General features: G+C 70.2%; 16 protein-coding genes. 7 read left to right on the plus strand and 9 right to left on the minus strand.

Annotated elements, in window-relative coordinates; translation table 11 throughout:
* Window positions 1–66: 66 nt before the first annotated feature.
* The gene (whiB1, locus tag A5695_RS24555; RefSeq protein ID WP_007168139.1) at window positions 67–321 is read right to left on the minus strand and encodes a transcriptional regulator WhiB1; all 255 of its coding nucleotides are present in this window, start codon (window positions 319–321) and stop codon (window positions 67–69) included.
* A 271-nt stretch (window positions 322–592) separates the two neighbouring features.
* Window positions 593–1,573 (minus strand): diacylglycerol kinase family protein, encoded by a 981-nt coding sequence (locus A5695_RS24560; RefSeq protein WP_068088614.1) that lies wholly within the window; start codon window positions 1,571–1,573, stop codon window positions 593–595.
* Window positions 1,574–1,652: 79 nt separating this feature from the next.
* Between A5695_RS24560 and A5695_RS24565 the strand changes: the two genes are divergently transcribed.
* Window positions 1,653–2,126: a hypothetical protein gene (locus tag A5695_RS24565; protein WP_068088615.1), complete on the plus strand. Its 474-nt coding sequence runs from the start codon at window positions 1,653–1,655 to the stop codon at window positions 2,124–2,126.
* Here the strand turns inward: A5695_RS24565 and A5695_RS24570 are convergent.
* From A5695_RS24570 to A5695_RS24580, 3 genes are read right to left on the minus strand one after another with little or no spacing between them, the layout of a single operon-like run.
* Entirely contained in the window at window positions 2,078–2,554 is a 477-nt protein-coding gene (locus tag A5695_RS24570) for a GNAT family N-acetyltransferase (RefSeq protein WP_068088616.1), read from the minus strand. The genes A5695_RS24565 and A5695_RS24570 overlap by 49 nt on opposite strands.
* Window positions 2,551–3,648 (minus strand): isochorismate synthase MenF, encoded by a 1,098-nt coding sequence (locus A5695_RS24575; protein WP_068088618.1) that lies wholly within the window; start codon window positions 3,646–3,648, stop codon window positions 2,551–2,553. Before A5695_RS24575 ends, A5695_RS24570 begins: the two co-directional genes overlap by 4 nt.
* The gene (locus A5695_RS24580; RefSeq protein WP_068088621.1) at window positions 3,645–4,256 is read right to left on the minus strand and encodes an acid phosphatase; all 612 of its coding nucleotides are present in this window, start codon (window positions 4,254–4,256) and stop codon (window positions 3,645–3,647) included. Before A5695_RS24580 ends, A5695_RS24575 begins: the two co-directional genes overlap by 4 nt.
* Window positions 4,257–4,421: 165 nt before the next feature.
* Between A5695_RS24580 and A5695_RS24585 the strand changes: the two genes are divergently transcribed.
* Window positions 4,422–5,222: a ParA family protein gene (locus A5695_RS24585; protein WP_068088624.1), complete on the plus strand. Its 801-nt coding sequence runs from the start codon at window positions 4,422–4,424 to the stop codon at window positions 5,220–5,222.
* Window positions 5,223–5,307: 85 nt separating this feature from the next.
* Here A5695_RS24585 and A5695_RS24590 read toward each other — a convergent pair whose 3' ends face one another.
* Both A5695_RS24590 and A5695_RS24595 read right to left on the minus strand, forming a co-directional pair.
* Complete coding sequence (locus A5695_RS24590; protein ID WP_068088632.1) at window positions 5,308–6,528, minus strand: hypothetical protein; 1,221 nt, start codon at window positions 6,526–6,528, stop codon at window positions 5,308–5,310.
* A gap of 16 nt (window positions 6,529–6,544) precedes the next feature.
* Entirely contained in the window at window positions 6,545–8,050 is a 1,506-nt protein-coding gene (locus A5695_RS24595) for a DEAD/DEAH box helicase (RefSeq protein ID WP_068088635.1), read from the minus strand.
* Window positions 8,051–8,304: 254 nt separating this feature from the next.
* On the opposite strand from A5695_RS24595, the gene A5695_RS24600 reads away from it, so the two are divergent.
* Window positions 8,305–9,024, plus strand: a complete 720-nt coding sequence (locus A5695_RS24600) for a ferritin-like fold-containing protein (protein ID WP_068088637.1) — start codon at window positions 8,305–8,307, stop codon at window positions 9,022–9,024.
* A gap of 173 nt (window positions 9,025–9,197) precedes the next feature.
* On the opposite strand, the gene A5695_RS24605 is transcribed toward A5695_RS24600, so the two are convergent.
* Window positions 9,198–9,911 (minus strand): MmpS family transport accessory protein, encoded by a 714-nt coding sequence (locus A5695_RS24605; protein ID WP_068088642.1) that lies wholly within the window; start codon window positions 9,909–9,911, stop codon window positions 9,198–9,200.
* A 206-nt stretch (window positions 9,912–10,117) separates the two neighbouring features.
* Between A5695_RS24605 and A5695_RS24610 the strand changes: the two genes are divergently transcribed.
* The gene (locus A5695_RS24610) at window positions 10,118–10,387 is read left to right on the plus strand and encodes a DUF3107 domain-containing protein (protein WP_067268527.1); all 270 of its coding nucleotides are present in this window, start codon (window positions 10,118–10,120) and stop codon (window positions 10,385–10,387) included.
* Here the strand turns inward: A5695_RS24610 and A5695_RS24615 are convergent.
* Window positions 10,374–11,060, minus strand: a complete 687-nt coding sequence (locus A5695_RS24615) for a TetR/AcrR family transcriptional regulator (RefSeq protein ID WP_068088646.1) — start codon at window positions 11,058–11,060, stop codon at window positions 10,374–10,376. The genes A5695_RS24610 and A5695_RS24615 overlap by 14 nt on opposite strands.
* A 200-nt stretch (window positions 11,061–11,260) precedes the next feature.
* Here A5695_RS24615 and A5695_RS24620 point away from each other — a divergent pair, with 200 nt between their 5' ends.
* From A5695_RS24620 to A5695_RS24630, 3 genes are all read left to right on the plus strand, one after another.
* Window positions 11,261–12,286 carry a DUF3152 domain-containing protein gene (locus A5695_RS24620; RefSeq protein WP_156749829.1) on the plus strand — a complete coding sequence of 342 codons (1,026 nt, stop codon included), beginning with the start codon at window positions 11,261–11,263 and terminating at the stop codon, window positions 12,284–12,286.
* A gap of 211 nt (window positions 12,287–12,497) precedes the next feature.
* Entirely contained in the window at window positions 12,498–13,673 is a 1,176-nt protein-coding gene (moeZ, locus tag A5695_RS24625) for an adenylyltransferase/sulfurtransferase MoeZ (RefSeq protein WP_068088649.1), read from the plus strand.
* Window positions 13,674–13,709: 36 nt separating this feature from the next.
* Window positions 13,710–14,564 (plus strand): TIGR02569 family protein, encoded by an 855-nt coding sequence (locus tag A5695_RS24630; RefSeq protein WP_068088652.1) that lies wholly within the window; start codon window positions 13,710–13,712, stop codon window positions 14,562–14,564.
* Window positions 14,565–14,637 lie beyond the last annotated feature (73 nt).

Consider the following 14,637-nt stretch of genomic DNA (forward strand, 5'->3'; position numbering starts at 1 on the left):
GCGTGCGCCCACACAACAGCGCGGCCCCGACTTTCGTCGAGGCCGCGCTGTGTGGTCTAAATCGAGTCAGACTCCGCTACGGGCCTTCGTCCGGGCATTGCGACGCTTGAGTGCGCGCCGCTCGTCTTCGCTCATGCCGCCCCAGACGCCCGAGTCCTGGCCGGTATTCAGTGCCCAGGAAAGGCAGTCTGTGGTCACCGGGCACCGATTGCAGACCAGTTTCGCGTCAGCGATCTGCGCGAGCGCCGGGCCGCTGTTCCCTACCGGGAAGAACAGCTCCGGGTCTTCGTCACGACAGACCGCCTTGTGGCGCCAATCCATAAGTTGTTACTCCTCACTGAGTGCGCAGCAAGGCGCACGGCCAATTTTCTTCGGCTGTTAACGCGTGCACAAGAAAAGGGTCCGTACCCCTATCTAAATTTCTGCATGCAACCTTTTGATCGTTTCACAGGCCCAACAGAAGTCAATAGCGTGCGTTACCTCGTGGGCAATCTCACTTTGACCGTTCCGTAGCCGGGCCATTACTCCGTTGTACTACACTCAGACGCCGATCTCGCACAAAATATTCGCCGCCTGACCCCCGGGCGCTTCGTTACCGCAGCTCAGAGTGGGCTTTTTGCGGAGGCGCGACCACGGCCAGCGCGTCCGGAACCGCCCGGAACGTCATGCTTTCGCGCACGCCCAGGTAATCCCCGTCGAACTGGCATGCGACCGGACCCCCGGTCGAGGTGACCCGCAAACAGGGCACGTCGTCCTCGTTGATGAGGTGGTCGAACGCGAACTTGGGCCGTTTGGCGAACATCTGCCGCACGATGCGCAGCGTCGGGATTGGTTTCATGCTCTTGGGCGCGAACACTCCCAGCCCCGACTCGAAGGTGCAGCCGGGATTGGTCCACACCGGGCGGTCGTTGGCGAACGTCCACGGGCTGGAGTTGGAGACGAACACGAAACTCACCCCGGGGATGGGTTCGCGGCCGGGCAATTCGAGCTGCAGCATCGGCTCGCGGCGGGTGTAGCCCCACACGGCGGGCACCGCCGCGCGGATGTAGCGCCACGCCGTGACCTTGCCGCCCTTGTCGCGTTCGGCCTCGACCGCGGCGACCACCTCCGCGTCGACGCCCATGCCGGTGTTGAAGACGGCCCACCGCTCACCGCAGTCGATCAGCCCGATGCGGCGCCAGGTGTGGTGGCGGCTGTAGTCGTCGATCAGCTGGATGAGCTGGTTGGTCGCGGCCACCGGGTCACGCGAGATCCCCAGCGAGCGCGCCAGCACGTTCGCCGAACCGCCGGGAACCACCGCGACCGCCGGCACCGGGCCGGTGGGCCCCGACGCCGAGCCTGGACGGCCGAGTAGACCGTTGACCACCCCGCTGACCGTGCCGTCGCCGCCGTGCACCACGACCAGGTCGACGCCGTCCGCGACCGCCTTCTCCGCGAGTTCGGTGCCATGACCGCGGTGGTGGGTGTGTTCGACGGTGAGCTGTAGGCGGCTCTTGAGCGCGTGCGCCAGCAGGTCGCGACCGGCCGGAGTCGTGGAGGTGGCGGTCGGGTTCACGATCAGCACGGCGCGCATGATGCACGAGCTTATGCGGGCGCCTTAAGGCGGCGCTGTGGGGAACTCCGGCGGTGGCGGGGTGACTACGCTGACGCGGGTGACCGTCTTCCGCCGCAATCCCGGGGCCGCCCCGGCCGCCGTGCGCGGGGCCGGGCTGCTGGTGGCGGTGCAGGGGACGGCCGCGCTGGTCACGGCGGTGGCGCTGGTGGTGCGGTTCGCCGTCGGGGGCGACCAGCGCGTGGTCCACGGCGCCCCCGCAAGCGGGTGGTACTCCCAGGCCACGGCGGTGTTCTTCGTGCTGGTCGGCGCGGTGGTGCTGGCCGCCGGCCGCGCGCTCATCCTCGGCAAGCGCTGGGGCCGAGGGCTGGCCGTGATCACCCAGCTGCTGTTGCTGCCCGTGGCGTGGTACCTGACGGTCGGCTCGCACCGGCCCGGCTTCGGGGTTCCCGCGGGGATCGCGGCGGTGGCCGTGCTGGGCATGCTCTTCAGCCCCGCCGGCCTGCGCTGGGCCGGCGGCGGCGATCAGCGCGACTCGGCCAGCTCGGCCAACCGGGGTCCGGACAGCCGATAGGTGGTCCACTCGCGCTGCGGTGCACCGCCGACGCCGTCGTACAGCGTGATCGCGTCGGTGTTCCAATTCAGCACCGCCCACGACAACCGCGTGTAGCCGTTGTCGAGGCATTCGGCCGCCAGCGTCGCCAGCAGCGCGCGGGCCAGCCCGCGGCGGCGAAAACCCGGACGCACGAACAGGTCTTCGAGGTAGATGCCCGCCACGCCGTCCCACGTGGAGAAGTTGAGGAACCACAGTGCCATCGCGGCGACCTCACCGTCGACTTCCGCGACGTGCCCGTGCAATGTCGGGCGCGCACCGAAAAGCGCTGCGGCGATCTGTTTTTCGGTGACCGAGCATTGGTCGGCGGCGTTTTCGAATTCGGCCAGCTCGTGAATCATCTCGGTGATGGCGGCGGCGTCTTCGGGCCTGGCGGGGCGAATGGTCATCGCTCGACGCCCAGCGCGCGCAGGATGGTGGCGAATTTCGTTGTGGTTTCCGCGACTTCCTCGTCGGGATCGGACTCGGCGACGATGCCGCCCCCGGAGCGGGCCAGCGCGCCGCGGCGGTCGGCCGACAGCTGCGCGCAACGGATCGCCACCACCCAGCGCCCGTCGCCCCGGGCGTCGCACCAGCCCACCGCGCCCGCGTAGAACCCGCGGTCGCCTTCCAGCTCGGCGATGAGCTCGACCGCGGCCTTGGTCGGCACCCCGCCGACGGCGGGGGTGGGATGCAACGCGAGGGCCAGATCGATTGCGGTGGTTGAGCTCTCGCGCAGCCGGCCGCTGATCGGCGTGCACAGGTGCCACACCGCCGCGGTGCGGCTCAACTCGGGCTCGGCGGCGATCGTCAGCTCGTCGCACAGCGGATCCAGGGCGGCCCGGATCGTCTCGATCACCAGCTGGTGTTCGTGGCGGTCCTTGGCCGAACCGGCCAGCGCGGCGCCGTTGGCCGCGTCGACGTTCGGGTCGGCCGCGCGGGGAGCCGACCCGGCGAACGGCTGGCAGGTGACGCGGTCACCGGAACGCGCCACCAGCAGCTCCGGGCTGGCCCCCACCAGCGCCACCCCGGCGTAGTCGTCGCCGGCGGCGGTCAGGTCAACCAGATAGCCGTAGGCGGCGGGATCCGCGGCGATGAGCCGGCGCAGGATGACGCGCGCGTCCAGGGGTGCGTCGGCGACCAGCCGCAGCGCGCGGGACAGCACCACCTTGCTCAGCAGGCTGTCGGGAGCGGTGAGCTGATCGCGGGCGCGGACGATGCGGCGGCGGTAGTCGTCGGGCGGCGGCTCGGCGGCGGCGACGCGCACCGGCGGCAGCGGGCCCGTCGGCCAGTCCGGCGGGCCGTCGGTGCGGAGCACGGCCTCGGGTGTCAGCAGTGCCGAGGGCCGAGCGGCATCGAAGGGCAACGCGCCCAACACTATTGGCGCCGCCCCCGACCTCAAGGCGTCCTGCGCCGCTGCCACGTCGCGGTAGCGCTCCCGCACCCCCTCGGCCAGCAGTGTTTGCTTCGGTCCGCACAGCGCGAACGGCGGTTGGGCGCTCACCCGGGCTTGATCGCCTGCGGCTGAGCGGTCAGGCCGAGCGCGGCGAGCTGGCGCACCCCGTGTTCGAAGCCGCACACGGCGAGCGAGCCGGCCAGCATCCAGAAGCGGCTGCCCTCGACGAGCGGCAGCTCCACCCAGCGCGTGATGACCGAACGCGAGAAGTGGCTGTGTCCCACGAAGACCACATCGCGCGAGCCCATGTGCTGCAACGCGAATGCGACGGCCTCATCGGCACGTTCGCTGACCTGCGCGACGCTCTCGCCGCCGGGGCATCCGTGCGTCCACACCAGCCAATCGGGGACCGATTCCTGGATCTGCGGGGTCGTCAACCCCTCGTAGGATCCGTAATCCCATTCGGCCAGCAGGGGAGAGACCTCGTCGACGGCCAGCCCGGCCAACTTGGCCGTGGTCAGGGCCCGGATGCGCGGGCTGCTCACCACCACCGGGTCGGTGAGGTTGAGTTCGCGCAGGACGCGGCCGGCGAGCTCGGCCTGGACGCGGCCGGTGTCGGTGAGCTCGAGGTCGGTCCTACTGGTGTGCTGGCCGGATTTCGACCACTCGGTCTCGCCGTGGCGGAGCAGTACAAGTCGGTGGTTGTGCAGGCCCATATCGACCGATTCTGCCGGACGACACCCCGGGCCCGTTGGCCGCAGCGCGGGGCGATCGAACATGCCAGGATGGGCACTGTGACCGTGGCAACAAGGAGCGGCGGGCGTTGGCGAGCGCGCGGTGACGATGCGGTGGGGACGAAGCGATGAGGAGGGGCCGCGCCCATGACTAAGACCCGGGTATTGGCGGTGGCCAACCAGAAGGGCGGCGTTGCCAAGACGACGACGGTTGCCTCGCTGGGGGCGGCGATGGTGGACGAGGGTCAACGGGTGCTCCTGGTCGACCTGGATCCGCAGGGCTGCTTGACGTTCTCGCTGGGCCAAGACCCCGACAAGCTCCCCGTCTCGGTGCACGAGGTGCTGCTCGGTGAGGTCGAGCCCAACGCCGCGCTGGTCACGACGATGGAGGGCATGACGCTGCTGCCGGCCAACATCGACCTGGCGGGCGCCGAGGCGATGCTGTTGATGCGGGCCGGCCGCGAATACGCGCTCAAGCGCGCGCTGGCCAAGGTCTCCGACGATTTCGACGTGGTCATCATCGACTGCCCGCCGTCGCTGGGGGTGCTCACCCTCAACGGGCTGACGGCCGCCGACGAGGTGATCGTGCCGCTGCAGTGCGAGACGCTGGCGCACCGCGGCGTCGGCCAGTTCCTGCGCACGGTCGCCGACGTCCAGCAGATCACCAACCCGGAGCTGCGGCTGCTGGGCGCGTTGCCGACGCTGTACGACTCGCGGACCACCCACACCCGCGACGTGCTGATGGACGTCGCCGACCGCTACGACATGCCGGTGCTGGCCCCGCCGATCCCGCGCACGGTCCGCTTCGCGGAGGCCAGCGCGTCGGGCTCGTCGGTGATGTCCGGCCGCAAGAACAAGGGCTCGTCGGCCTATGGCGAGCTGGCGAAGGCGCTGCTCAAGCACTGGAAGACCGGCAAACCGCTGCCAACGTTCGCCGTCGAGGCATAGCGATCAGCGCGAGCAGACGCAAACTCGCACGCCAACTGGCGGTCTCGTGCGATTTTGCGTCTGCTCGGCGGAGACGGCCGCACCCTCAGCCCAGGGCCACCACGGTGTCGCCGCGCTGCTCGAACACCCGAGGTCCCGCGACGGCCGGGACCACCGCCCGCCCGGGCGCGCTGGGCGTCCGGTTCACCGGGATGTAGCGCTCGCTGGCCCCGCTGACGGGGTCATACACCCCGATCGCGCCCGTGACCGGGACCAGCAGGCGGCCGGCCATCATCGCGCCCGGCCCCAGCGGCGCGGTCGTGTCGCCCGCGGCGATGGTGTAGCGCAGCGTCAGGTTGCCCGTCTCGAAGACCATGACGGAATCGCCCGTCCACCACGTGATCAGGCTGCCCGCGTGCGAAACCGCCCCGGGGCCCGACGCAGGTTTGGGCAACAGGTTGCTCGACACGGTGGTGCCGGTTTCGTCGATCACGTCGACCCGCGGCCGCGGTGAGGGCAGGTACACCGCGGTGTTGTTCTCCCACACCGTGAGCACCCGGGCGCCGGAGTCCGCCTTGACCCCGGGTTCGGCCACGAGGCGTTGCTGGGGTTCGTCGTCGTCCTTGCCGGGGCGCAGCAGCACCAGCCGCAGGTCGGGCTCGTTGACGCAACTCTCCAGCGCTGACACCGCCGACGAGCTGGCCGCCGCCGAGACCAGCTTGCAGCCGGAATGCAGGCCGCGCGCCGAGGGCTTCACCCGCGCATCGGTCTCGCCGTAGGCCACCATGCGGACCATGTCCGAGCGCCAGAGCTCCAGCCGGGTGTCGCCGGCCGACAGCACCGTCGTGCCGTCGGAGGACAGCCGCACGCGCTGGTCGGCATAGCCGCTGCGGGCGGGCCCGCGGCGACCGGTGGACCCGTCGAGCGTGCTCACCTGCCCGCACCCGCGGTCGTCGGAAAAGACGGCGACGGCGAAGTGGTAGACCCAGGAGACCCCGCACAGGTCGCTGTCGCGCTGGTAGCTCCACAGGGACTGGCCGGAACCGGGGTCGCGCCCGTCAACCCGGCGACCGTCGCCGGTGACAACCGTCCCGCTGACTGCGACGGGGGCGGTGGTGGCCGGACTGGCCGCGGTCCACAGTTCCTTGAGCGTCGCCGGCACCTGTCGGGCGGGGTTCTGGTTGGGCGCCGGAACGGCGGCCGGCCGGCTGATCGTGGCGCGGGCGTCGCTGGTCCACCAGATCAGGGACGCGACGGCGGCGACGACGACCGCGATGGCGACGGCGGCCAAGACGTCGCCCTTGGTCCGGCGTTCGGGTCTGACCATCTCCTCGGCGGGCGGCTCAGTTGGCGTGCGCGCCGGTTTCGGCGGGCTTGCGGCGCCGACGGCGACGCCGGCTGGTGCCGGAGTTGCCGGTGTTGCCCGACGCCTCCGCGGCGGCTTCGCCGGTGGTGGCGCCGGCCGCGGCGCTCCCGTTGGGGTGGCCGGTGACGGGCTGGCCGCCACGGGTGCGTCGCCGCGGGGCGCCGGAGCGGGCACGCCCGGTCCGCTCCGCCTTCTGGCCGTCACGCTCGCTGCTGCGGCGTTGGCCCTGCGGCTTCTTCGGCGTGCCGACGGTGCCGCCCGACCCGGCGGGGATGCCCAGCTCCTCGTAGAGGTGCGGCGAATTCGAGTAGGTCTCGGCGGGCTCGGGGTTCTCCAGACCCAGCGCCTTGTCGATCATCGACCAGCGGGGCAGCTCGTCCCAATCCACCAGGGTGACCGCGATACCGGTCTTGCCGGCGCGGCCGGTGCGGCCGATCCGGTGCACGTAGGCCTGCTCGTCCTCGGGGATCTGGTAGTTGATGACGTGGGTGATGTCGTCGATGTCGATGCCGCGGGCGGCCACATCGGTGGCCACCAGCACGTCGATGTCGCCGTTGCGGAAGGCCTTGAGCGCCTTCTCCCGGGCGATCTGTCCCAGGTCGCCGTGCACGGCGCCGACCTTGAAGCCGCGCTCGGCCAGCTCGTCGGCGACCTTCTGTGCGGTGCGCTTGGTACGGGTGAAGATCATCGTCGCGCCGCGGCCCTCGGCCTGCAGCACGCGGCTCACCAACTCCACCTTGTCCAGCGCGTGGGCCCGGTAGACGAACTGCTCGGTGGTGTCGTGGGTGGCCGCCGAATGGGGCGCCTCCGCCCGGATGTGGGTGGGCTGGTTCATGAAGGTGCGGGCCAGCGTGATGATCGGGCCCGGCATGGTGGCCGAGAACAGCATGGATTGCCGGTCCTCGGGGATCTGGCGCAGGATGCGCTCGATGTCGGGCAGGAAGCCCAGGTCGAGCATCTCGTCGGCCTCGTCGAGCACCAGCACCGACAGCCCGCCCAGCTGCAAGTGGCCCTGCTGGGCCAGGTCGAGCAGGCGGCCGGGGGTGCCCACGACGACGTCGGCGCCGGCGCGCAGCGCCTCGATCTGCGGTTCGTAGGCGCGCCCGCCGTAGATGGAGATCACGGAGAGCCGGCGTCCGCCTTCGGCCGTCAGGTACTGGGCCGCGGTGGCCAGGTCCTCGGTGACCTGCACGCACAGCTCGCGGGTAGGCACCACGACCAGGGCCCGCGGTGTGCCGTTGAGCGCCCGCACGCCGACTCCGGACGTGATGCGGTTCAGCAGCGGCACGCCGAACGCGAAGGTCTTGCCCATGCCGGTACGGGCCTGGCCGATGAGGTCGTCGCCGGCGAGCGCCAGCGGCAGGGTCAGCTCTTGGATCGCGAACGGGCGCTCGATGCCCTTTTCCGCGAGGGCGCGGACGATTTCGTCACGGACGCCGAGGTTGGCAAAAGTCAATTCGGTTGTGCTGGTGAGTGTGCTCATGCGTGGGTAGTAAGCCTTTCGGTGACATATCCGGTTGTGTCGGTGTTTCTCTGTCGCGGTCACGCGCGCACGAGTTCCGACTTCGAATACGTCGCCGAGTCGCGGGCCCCTGCCCAATCTGGGCGGGCCAGCTGTGCACGCACATTTCGCAGATAGCGGCTTTGGTGAAGAAATACCGCCGCTATCTAGCTACATGATAGCTGGTCGACGGCTGGCCCCCGGTTTGCGCCGGGTCCGCCGACTACAGTGTTGCCATGACCCGGCCCTCTTGCGAACCCTCGGAAGCCGACCTGGGCGCCGGCCAGGCGGACGATTCGCCCGCCCCCCGGCTGTCGGCCGATCACCCCGGTGTCAACGAGTTGTTCACGGTCCTGGCGTACGGCGAGATCGCCGCGTTCTACCGGCTCACCGACGAGGCGCGGATGGCCCCTGACCTGCGCGGGCGGATTTCGATGGCGAGCATGGCCGCCGCCGAGATGCAGCACTACGAGCTGTTGCGCGACGCCCTGGAGCGCCGGGGAGTCGACGTCGTGCCGGCGATGTCGAGGTACGTCTCGGCGCTGGAGAACTACCACCGGCTGACGATGCCCAGCACCTGGCTGGAGGCGTTGGTGAAGACCTATGTCGGCGACGCCCTGGCCGCCGACTTGTACCTGGAGATCGCCGACAGGCTGCCCGACGAGATCGCCGACGTGGTGCGCGCGGCGCTGTCGGAGACCGGGCACTCGCAGTTCGTCGTCGCCGAGGTGCGCGCCGCGGTGACGGCCAGCGGCAAGCAGCGCAGCCGGCTGGCGCTGTGGTCGCGCCGGCTGTTCGGCGAGGCGATCACCCAGGCCCAGTACCTGCTGGCCGACCACGACGAGCTGGTCGACCTGCTGATGTCCGGGACGGGCGGCCTGGGCCAGCTCAGCGCGTTCTTCGACCGGTTACAGCGGACGCACGACCGGCGGATGCACGAGCTGGGCCTGAGCTGACGCCCAGCCGTGATCGCGAGCGCGGCGTAGCCGGGCGCGGCGGGTCACGGCCGTCGGATTCAGCCGTGATCGCGAGCGCGGCGTTTGCCGGGCGCGGCGGGTCACGGCCGTCGGATTCAGCCGTGATCGCAAGCGCGGCGTTTGCCGGGCGCGGCGGGTCACGGCCATCGGCCTCAGCGGGTGCAGGTCGCCAGGCTCGAGTTGGTGGTCGACGCGGCCACCAGTTGGCCGGCGGCGTTGACGATCGAGCAATTCAGCCGGCCGTAGAAGCTGGTGGCGACGACCGACGGGGTCTGGACGCCGGGGTTGAGGATCACCGCCTTGGTCCACGGCAGCGACACGTTGAATTCGGTCTGGGAAGCCCCGCTGCCGTCGGTGTAGACGATGTTCACCAGGTCCAGCAGCTGCTTGGTGCCGGTCACGCTGTAGACGACGGTGCGTGGGTTCAGCGCGGCGGGCGGCGGCGCCAGGGTCAGGGGTGGCGCGGCGGTGGGCGTTCCCGTCGGCGCCAGGCTCGGCGCGGCGCTGGGCGTGGTCACGGTGGTAACCGTCTCGGGCGGCAGCGGGGTGGTCGACGGGCTGGGCTGGGCGCTGGGCGGGGCGGAGCTCCTGGTCGTGGCGGGCGCGGACGTCACCGGTTGGGGGGCCGGTGCCACGGTGGCCTTGGTCGAGGCGCTGTCGCCGCTGTTGATGATGACGGCGGTCGCGATCGCGCCGACGGCCACCACCGCGCCGACGATCGCCGTGACGGGGCGCCAGCGCAGCTCGGTCGGCCAGCCGGTCCAGGTGTAGTCGCCCTCGGGGTAGGCCTCGGCGGCGTAGAACTCGTCGGTGTCGTCGTCGGGGTAATCCCGCACCCTGTGCAGATCGGCAAGTGTGGTACCCATGTTGCCGAAGTTAGCGATGTGAAAACACGAATCACCCCAGCAACCCGGCTCTGGACCCAGCTGCAAGCGAATCGTTATCCGCTCGCGACCATCGTTTCGCTCAGCGCGAACCCGCGGTGGGGGGCTGTCGCGGATGCGGGCCCGCCGCGTCCACTAGCCTGCAGCTGACAGGTCTGTCGACTTCACTGCCTACGGAAGGGGTGACCGTGGAGGTCAAGATCGGTATCACGGACAGTCCGCGCGAGCTGGTCATCGCCAGCGCGCAGACGCCCGCCGAAGTCGAAGAGCTGGTCAGCGCCGCGCTGAGCGAGGGAGCGGGCCTGCTGAGGCTGAACGACGAGCGGGGACGTCGCTTCCTCGTCCACACCAGCAAGATCGCCTACGTCGAGATCGGCCCCGCGGACGGACGCCGCGTCGGCTTCGGCATCGGCGCCGAGGTCACAAAACTCCCCGGCAAGGGCGCTAAAGGCGAGTAAGGGGCACGTGGGATAGCCCGCCCCAGGCGAACTGCACGGTGCCCTCGACGGCGTCCGCCTTGGAGATCGGGCGGTCGGAGTCGAGCCAGTACCGGGCGCAGTCGACGCTGATGCCGACCAGGCCAACCGCGATCATCCGGGCGCGGTGCGGGTCCAGGCCCGAATCCTCGCTGATCAACGCGAACACCGCGTCGATGCACGATTCCGTGGCGACCCGCACCTGCGCGGCCACCTCCGGTTCGGTCACGTAGTCGTTCTCGAAGATGAGCCGGTAACCCTGGCTGTCGTGCTCGATGAAGTCGAAGAACGCCTGCACCGCCGCGTGCAACCGCCGGCGGTTGTCGGTGGTGGTGTTCAACGCCTGCTGCACACCCGAGACCAGGTTTTCCACGTGCCGGGCCAGCACGGCCAGGTACAGCTCGAGCTTGCTCGAAAAGTGTTGGTAGAGGACCGGTTTGCTAACGCCAGCCCGGTCGGCGATCTCGTCCATGCCGGCGGCGTGGTAGCCGCGATCGACGAAGACGTCGCTGGCCACCACGAGCAGCTGCCCGCGGCGCTCGTCTCGGGGCAACCGGTTGCCGCGCCGGCCCGAAGCCGCGACGCCGTCCCCCAGCCGAGCGCGCTCAGCCGACCTGACGGCGCGTCGCGCCGCTGGTTTGGCGAGTTCGCTCATCGAGTCCCCATCTGGTGCGTTGACAACCGGCCGCCGGCACCACAGGGCCAGCCGCGCGCGGATCGTTGCGAGAGACATTACTACCCGAGCCGGTGCGGTGACCGTCATCGCCGCCGTTGTGGCTGGCAGAAAGCGGTGTCGGCCGGTGCATTCGGGCGCGCCAAGGACGGTGCCGGCGCCGACTGTGTAATCCTGGGGAAATGACTTCCCAGCGGCCCGCGCGCGGCACCGGGCGCGTCCCGGTGCTGCACGACGAGTGGCGGGAACCCCTTCGCGCCCTGCGTGACCCGATCGCCCGCGACGGCGGCCGCACCCGGGCCGACAGGGAGCGGCCGCGCCAGTGGCGCAAACAGACATGGCTGGGACGGTTCGTCTCCACCTACGGCTGGCGCGCGTACGCGTTGCCGGCGTTGTCGGTGCTCACCGCGGTGATCGTCTACCAGACGATGACCGGCACCGCCGCGACGAAGCCGACGGCCAACCACCCCATCCAGAGCCCGCAGGCGATGGAGGCCGTAGGCACCTCGATCATCGACGCGCCGCCGCGCGGGCTCGCCGCGTTCGACGCCAACCTGCCGGCCGGCACGCTGCCGGACGGCGGCCCGTTCACCGAGGCGGGCGAGAAGACGTGGCACGTCGTGCCCGGCGCGACGCCGCAGGTCGGCCAGGGCACCGTGCGGGTGTTTCGGTACACCGTCGAGGTGGAGGACGGCATCGACCCCACGATGTTCGGCGGCGACAACGCTTTTGCCCAGATGGTCGATCAGACCCTGGCCAATCCCAAGGGCTGGACCCACAATCCGCAATTCGCGTTCATCCGGATCGACAACGGCAAGCCCGACTTCCGGATCTCCCTGGTGTCCCCGGTGACGGTCCGCGAGGGCTGCGGCTACGAATTCCGTCTGGAGACCTCTTGCTACAACCCGTCTTTCGGCCAGGATCGGCAGTCACGCGTCTTCATCAACGAGGCGCGCTGGGTGCGCGGAGCCGTCCCGTTCGAGGGCGACATCGGCTCCTATCGCCAATACGTGATCAACCACGAGGTCGGCCACGCCATCGGGTACGTGCGCCACGAGCCGTGCGAGCAGCAGGGCGCTTTGGCGCCGGTGATGATGCAGCAGACGTTCTCCACGTCGAATGACGACGCCGCCAAGTTCGACCCGGATTTCGTCAAGGCGGACGGGAAGACCTGCCGCTTCAACCCGTGGCCGTTCCCGATCGCCTAGCCCGGCGACGATGCGCGCCGCGCCGCGGCGTGAGGGGGCGGGCAGTCGAACCTAGCCCGCGCCCCGAGCGTCACGCCAGAGCGACGGCCAGTGCTCGGAGCCACGCCAACGTGACGCTCGGCGCATTGAATTCATTGCCGTCCACCACGGCGACTGCTGTGATGGTGGTGGACGAGGACCCCATTCGCGAGACCGAGGAGGATGTCCGGCCGTGTCGACATCGCAGACCGCGCTGCCGCCGCTCGTGGCGCCGGCCGGCGAGCTGACCCGCGATGAGGTGGCCCGCTACAGCCGCCATCTGATCATTCCGGGCCTGGGCGTCGACGGGCAGAAGCGGCTCAAGAACGCTCGCGTGCTGGTGATCGGCGCCGGCGGGCTCGGCGCTCCGACGCTGCTCTACCTGGCCGCGGCCGGCGTCGGCACCATCGGCATCGTCGACTTCGACATCGTCGACGAGTCCAACCTGCAGCGCCAGGTCATCCACGGCGTGGCCGACGTCGGGCGCCCGAAGGCCCAGTCGGCGCGCGAGTCGATCGCCGCGATCAACCCGTTGGTCAGGGTGCGGCTGCACGAGTTCCGGCTGGATGCCAGCAACGCCGTCGACCTGTTCGGGCAGTACGACCTGGTCCTCGACGGCACCGACAACTTCGCCACCCGCTATCTGGTCAACGACGCCGCCGTGCTGGCCGGCAAGCCGTACGTGTGGGGGTCGATCTACCGCTTCGAGGGCCAGGTGTCGGTGTTCTGGGAGGACGCGCCCGGCGGGCGGGGCCTCAACTACCGCGACCTCTACCCGGAACCGCCGCCCCCCGGCACCGTGCCGTCGTGCGCCGAGGGCGGCGTGCTCGGCATCGTCTGCGCCTCCGTCGCGTCGGTGATGGGCACCGAGGCCATCAAACTCATCACCGGCATCGGCGAATCGCTGCTGGGCCGGCTGCTGATCTACGACGCGCTCGAAATGTCCTACCGCACTGTCAAGATCCGCAAGGACCCGTCCGCGCCCGCGGTCACCGGGCTGGTCGACTACGAGGAGTTCTGCGGCGGGCCCGGCGATCTGGCCGGCGGGTCGGCGATCACCCCGCACGAGTTGCGCGCGTTGCTGGACTCCGGCACGAAGCTGGCCCTGATCGACGTCCGCGAGCCGGTCGAGTGGGAGATCAATCACATCGACGGCGCCCAGCTGATCCCGCAGTCGTCGATCGACTCGGGTGAGGGTCTGGCAAAGCTGCCGCACGACCGCATGCCGGTGCTGTATTGCAAGACCGGGGTGCGTTCGGCCGAGGCGCTGGAGGCGGTGAAAAAGGCCGGGTTCTCCGACGCGGTCCATCTGCAGGGGGGCATCGTGGCGTGGGCGCAGCAAATGCAACCCGACATGGTCATGTACTGACCCGATACGGCAGGTGGCCTCGTCTAGGCTACCTGTGTGAATGTCGAGCCACCGCCGGAGCATGTGCTGGCGGCGTTTGGTTTGACCGGTGTCAAGCCCGTCTATCTGGGGGCTAGCTGGGAAGGCGGCTGGCGCTGCGGCGAGGTCGTCCTGTCACTAGTGGCCGACCACGCCCGGGCGGCCTGGTCGGCCCGGGTGCGCGAGACGTTGTTCGTCGACGGTGTCCGACTGGCCCGCCCGGTCCGCTCGACGGACGGGCGGTACGTGGTTTCGGGGTGGCGCGCGGACACGTTCGTCGCCGGCACACCCGAACCGCGGCACGACGAGGTGGTCTCGGCGGCGGTGCGCCTGCACGAGGCGACCGGCAAACTGGAACGTCCCCGGTTCCTGACCCAGGGCCCCACCGCGCCGTGGGGGGACGTGGACATCTTCATCGCGGCCGACCGCGCCGCCTGGGAGGAACGGCCGTTGGCCTCGGTGCCCCCCGGCGCGCGGACCGCCCCGCCGTCGGCCGACGCCGAGCGGTCGGTGGAGCTGATCAACCAGCTGGCCACCCTGCGCCGGCCGACCAAGAGCCCGAACCAGCTGGTGCACGGAGACCTATACGGCACAGTGCTTTTCGTCGGCACCGCCGCCCCCGGGATCACCGACATCACGCCCTACTGGCGGCCCGCGTCGTGGGCGGCCGGTGTCGTCGTCGTCGACGCCCTGTCCTGGGGCGAGGCCGACGACGGTCTCATTGAACGCTGGAACGCGTTGCCGGAGTGGCCGCAGATGTTGTTGCGTGCGTTGATGTTTCGCCTGGCGGTCCATGCGCTGCACCCGCGGTCGACCGCCGAGGCCTTTCCCGGTCTGGCCCGCACCGCGGCGCTGGTCCGGCTGATCCTCTAGGAGTCCGCTGAATAAGGGTGGTTTGGGGCGGGGCGCCTCGAGCCGTCTTGCGGCGGTGTGAAGTCAGGCCCGA

It is taken from the genome of Mycobacterium sp. E1747, assembly GCF_001667775.1.
In the GTDB taxonomy this organism is placed as follows: domain Bacteria; phylum Actinomycetota; class Actinomycetes; order Mycobacteriales; family Mycobacteriaceae; genus Mycobacterium.

Coding starts and splice junctions, on each gene's coding strand:
- A5695_RS24560 (WP_068088614.1), bottom strand. CDS start 1,573: ATGCGCGCCGTGCTGATCGTGAACCCGACCGCCACCTCCACGACTCCG.
- A5695_RS24615 (WP_068088646.1), bottom strand. CDS start 11,060: ATGAGCGAACTCGCCAAACCAGCGGCGCGACGCGCCGTCAGGTCGGCT.
- A5695_RS24585 (WP_068088624.1), top strand. CDS start 4,422: ATGACTAAGACCCGGGTATTGGCGGTGGCCAACCAGAAGGGCGGCGTT.
- A5695_RS24570 (WP_068088616.1), bottom strand. CDS start 2,554: ATGACCATTCGCCCCGCCAGGCCCGAAGACGCCGCCGCCATCACCGAG.
- A5695_RS24605 (WP_068088642.1), bottom strand. CDS start 9,911: ATGGGTACCACACTTGCCGATCTGCACAGGGTGCGGGATTACCCCGAC.
- A5695_RS24595 (WP_068088635.1), bottom strand. CDS start 8,050: ATGAGCACACTCACCAGCACAACCGAATTGACTTTTGCCAACCTCGGC.
- A5695_RS24600 (WP_068088637.1), top strand. CDS start 8,305: ATGACCCGGCCCTCTTGCGAACCCTCGGAAGCCGACCTGGGCGCCGGC.
- A5695_RS24580 (WP_068088621.1), bottom strand. CDS start 4,256: ATGGGCCTGCACAACCACCGACTTGTACTGCTCCGCCACGGCGAGACC.
- whiB1 (WP_007168139.1), bottom strand. CDS start 321: ATGGATTGGCGCCACAAGGCGGTCTGTCGTGACGAAGACCCGGAGCTG.
- A5695_RS24590 (WP_068088632.1), bottom strand. CDS start 6,528: ATGGTCAGACCCGAACGCCGGACCAAGGGCGACGTCTTGGCCGCCGTC.
- A5695_RS24620 (WP_156749829.1), top strand. CDS start 11,261: ATGACTTCCCAGCGGCCCGCGCGCGGCACCGGGCGCGTCCCGGTGCTG.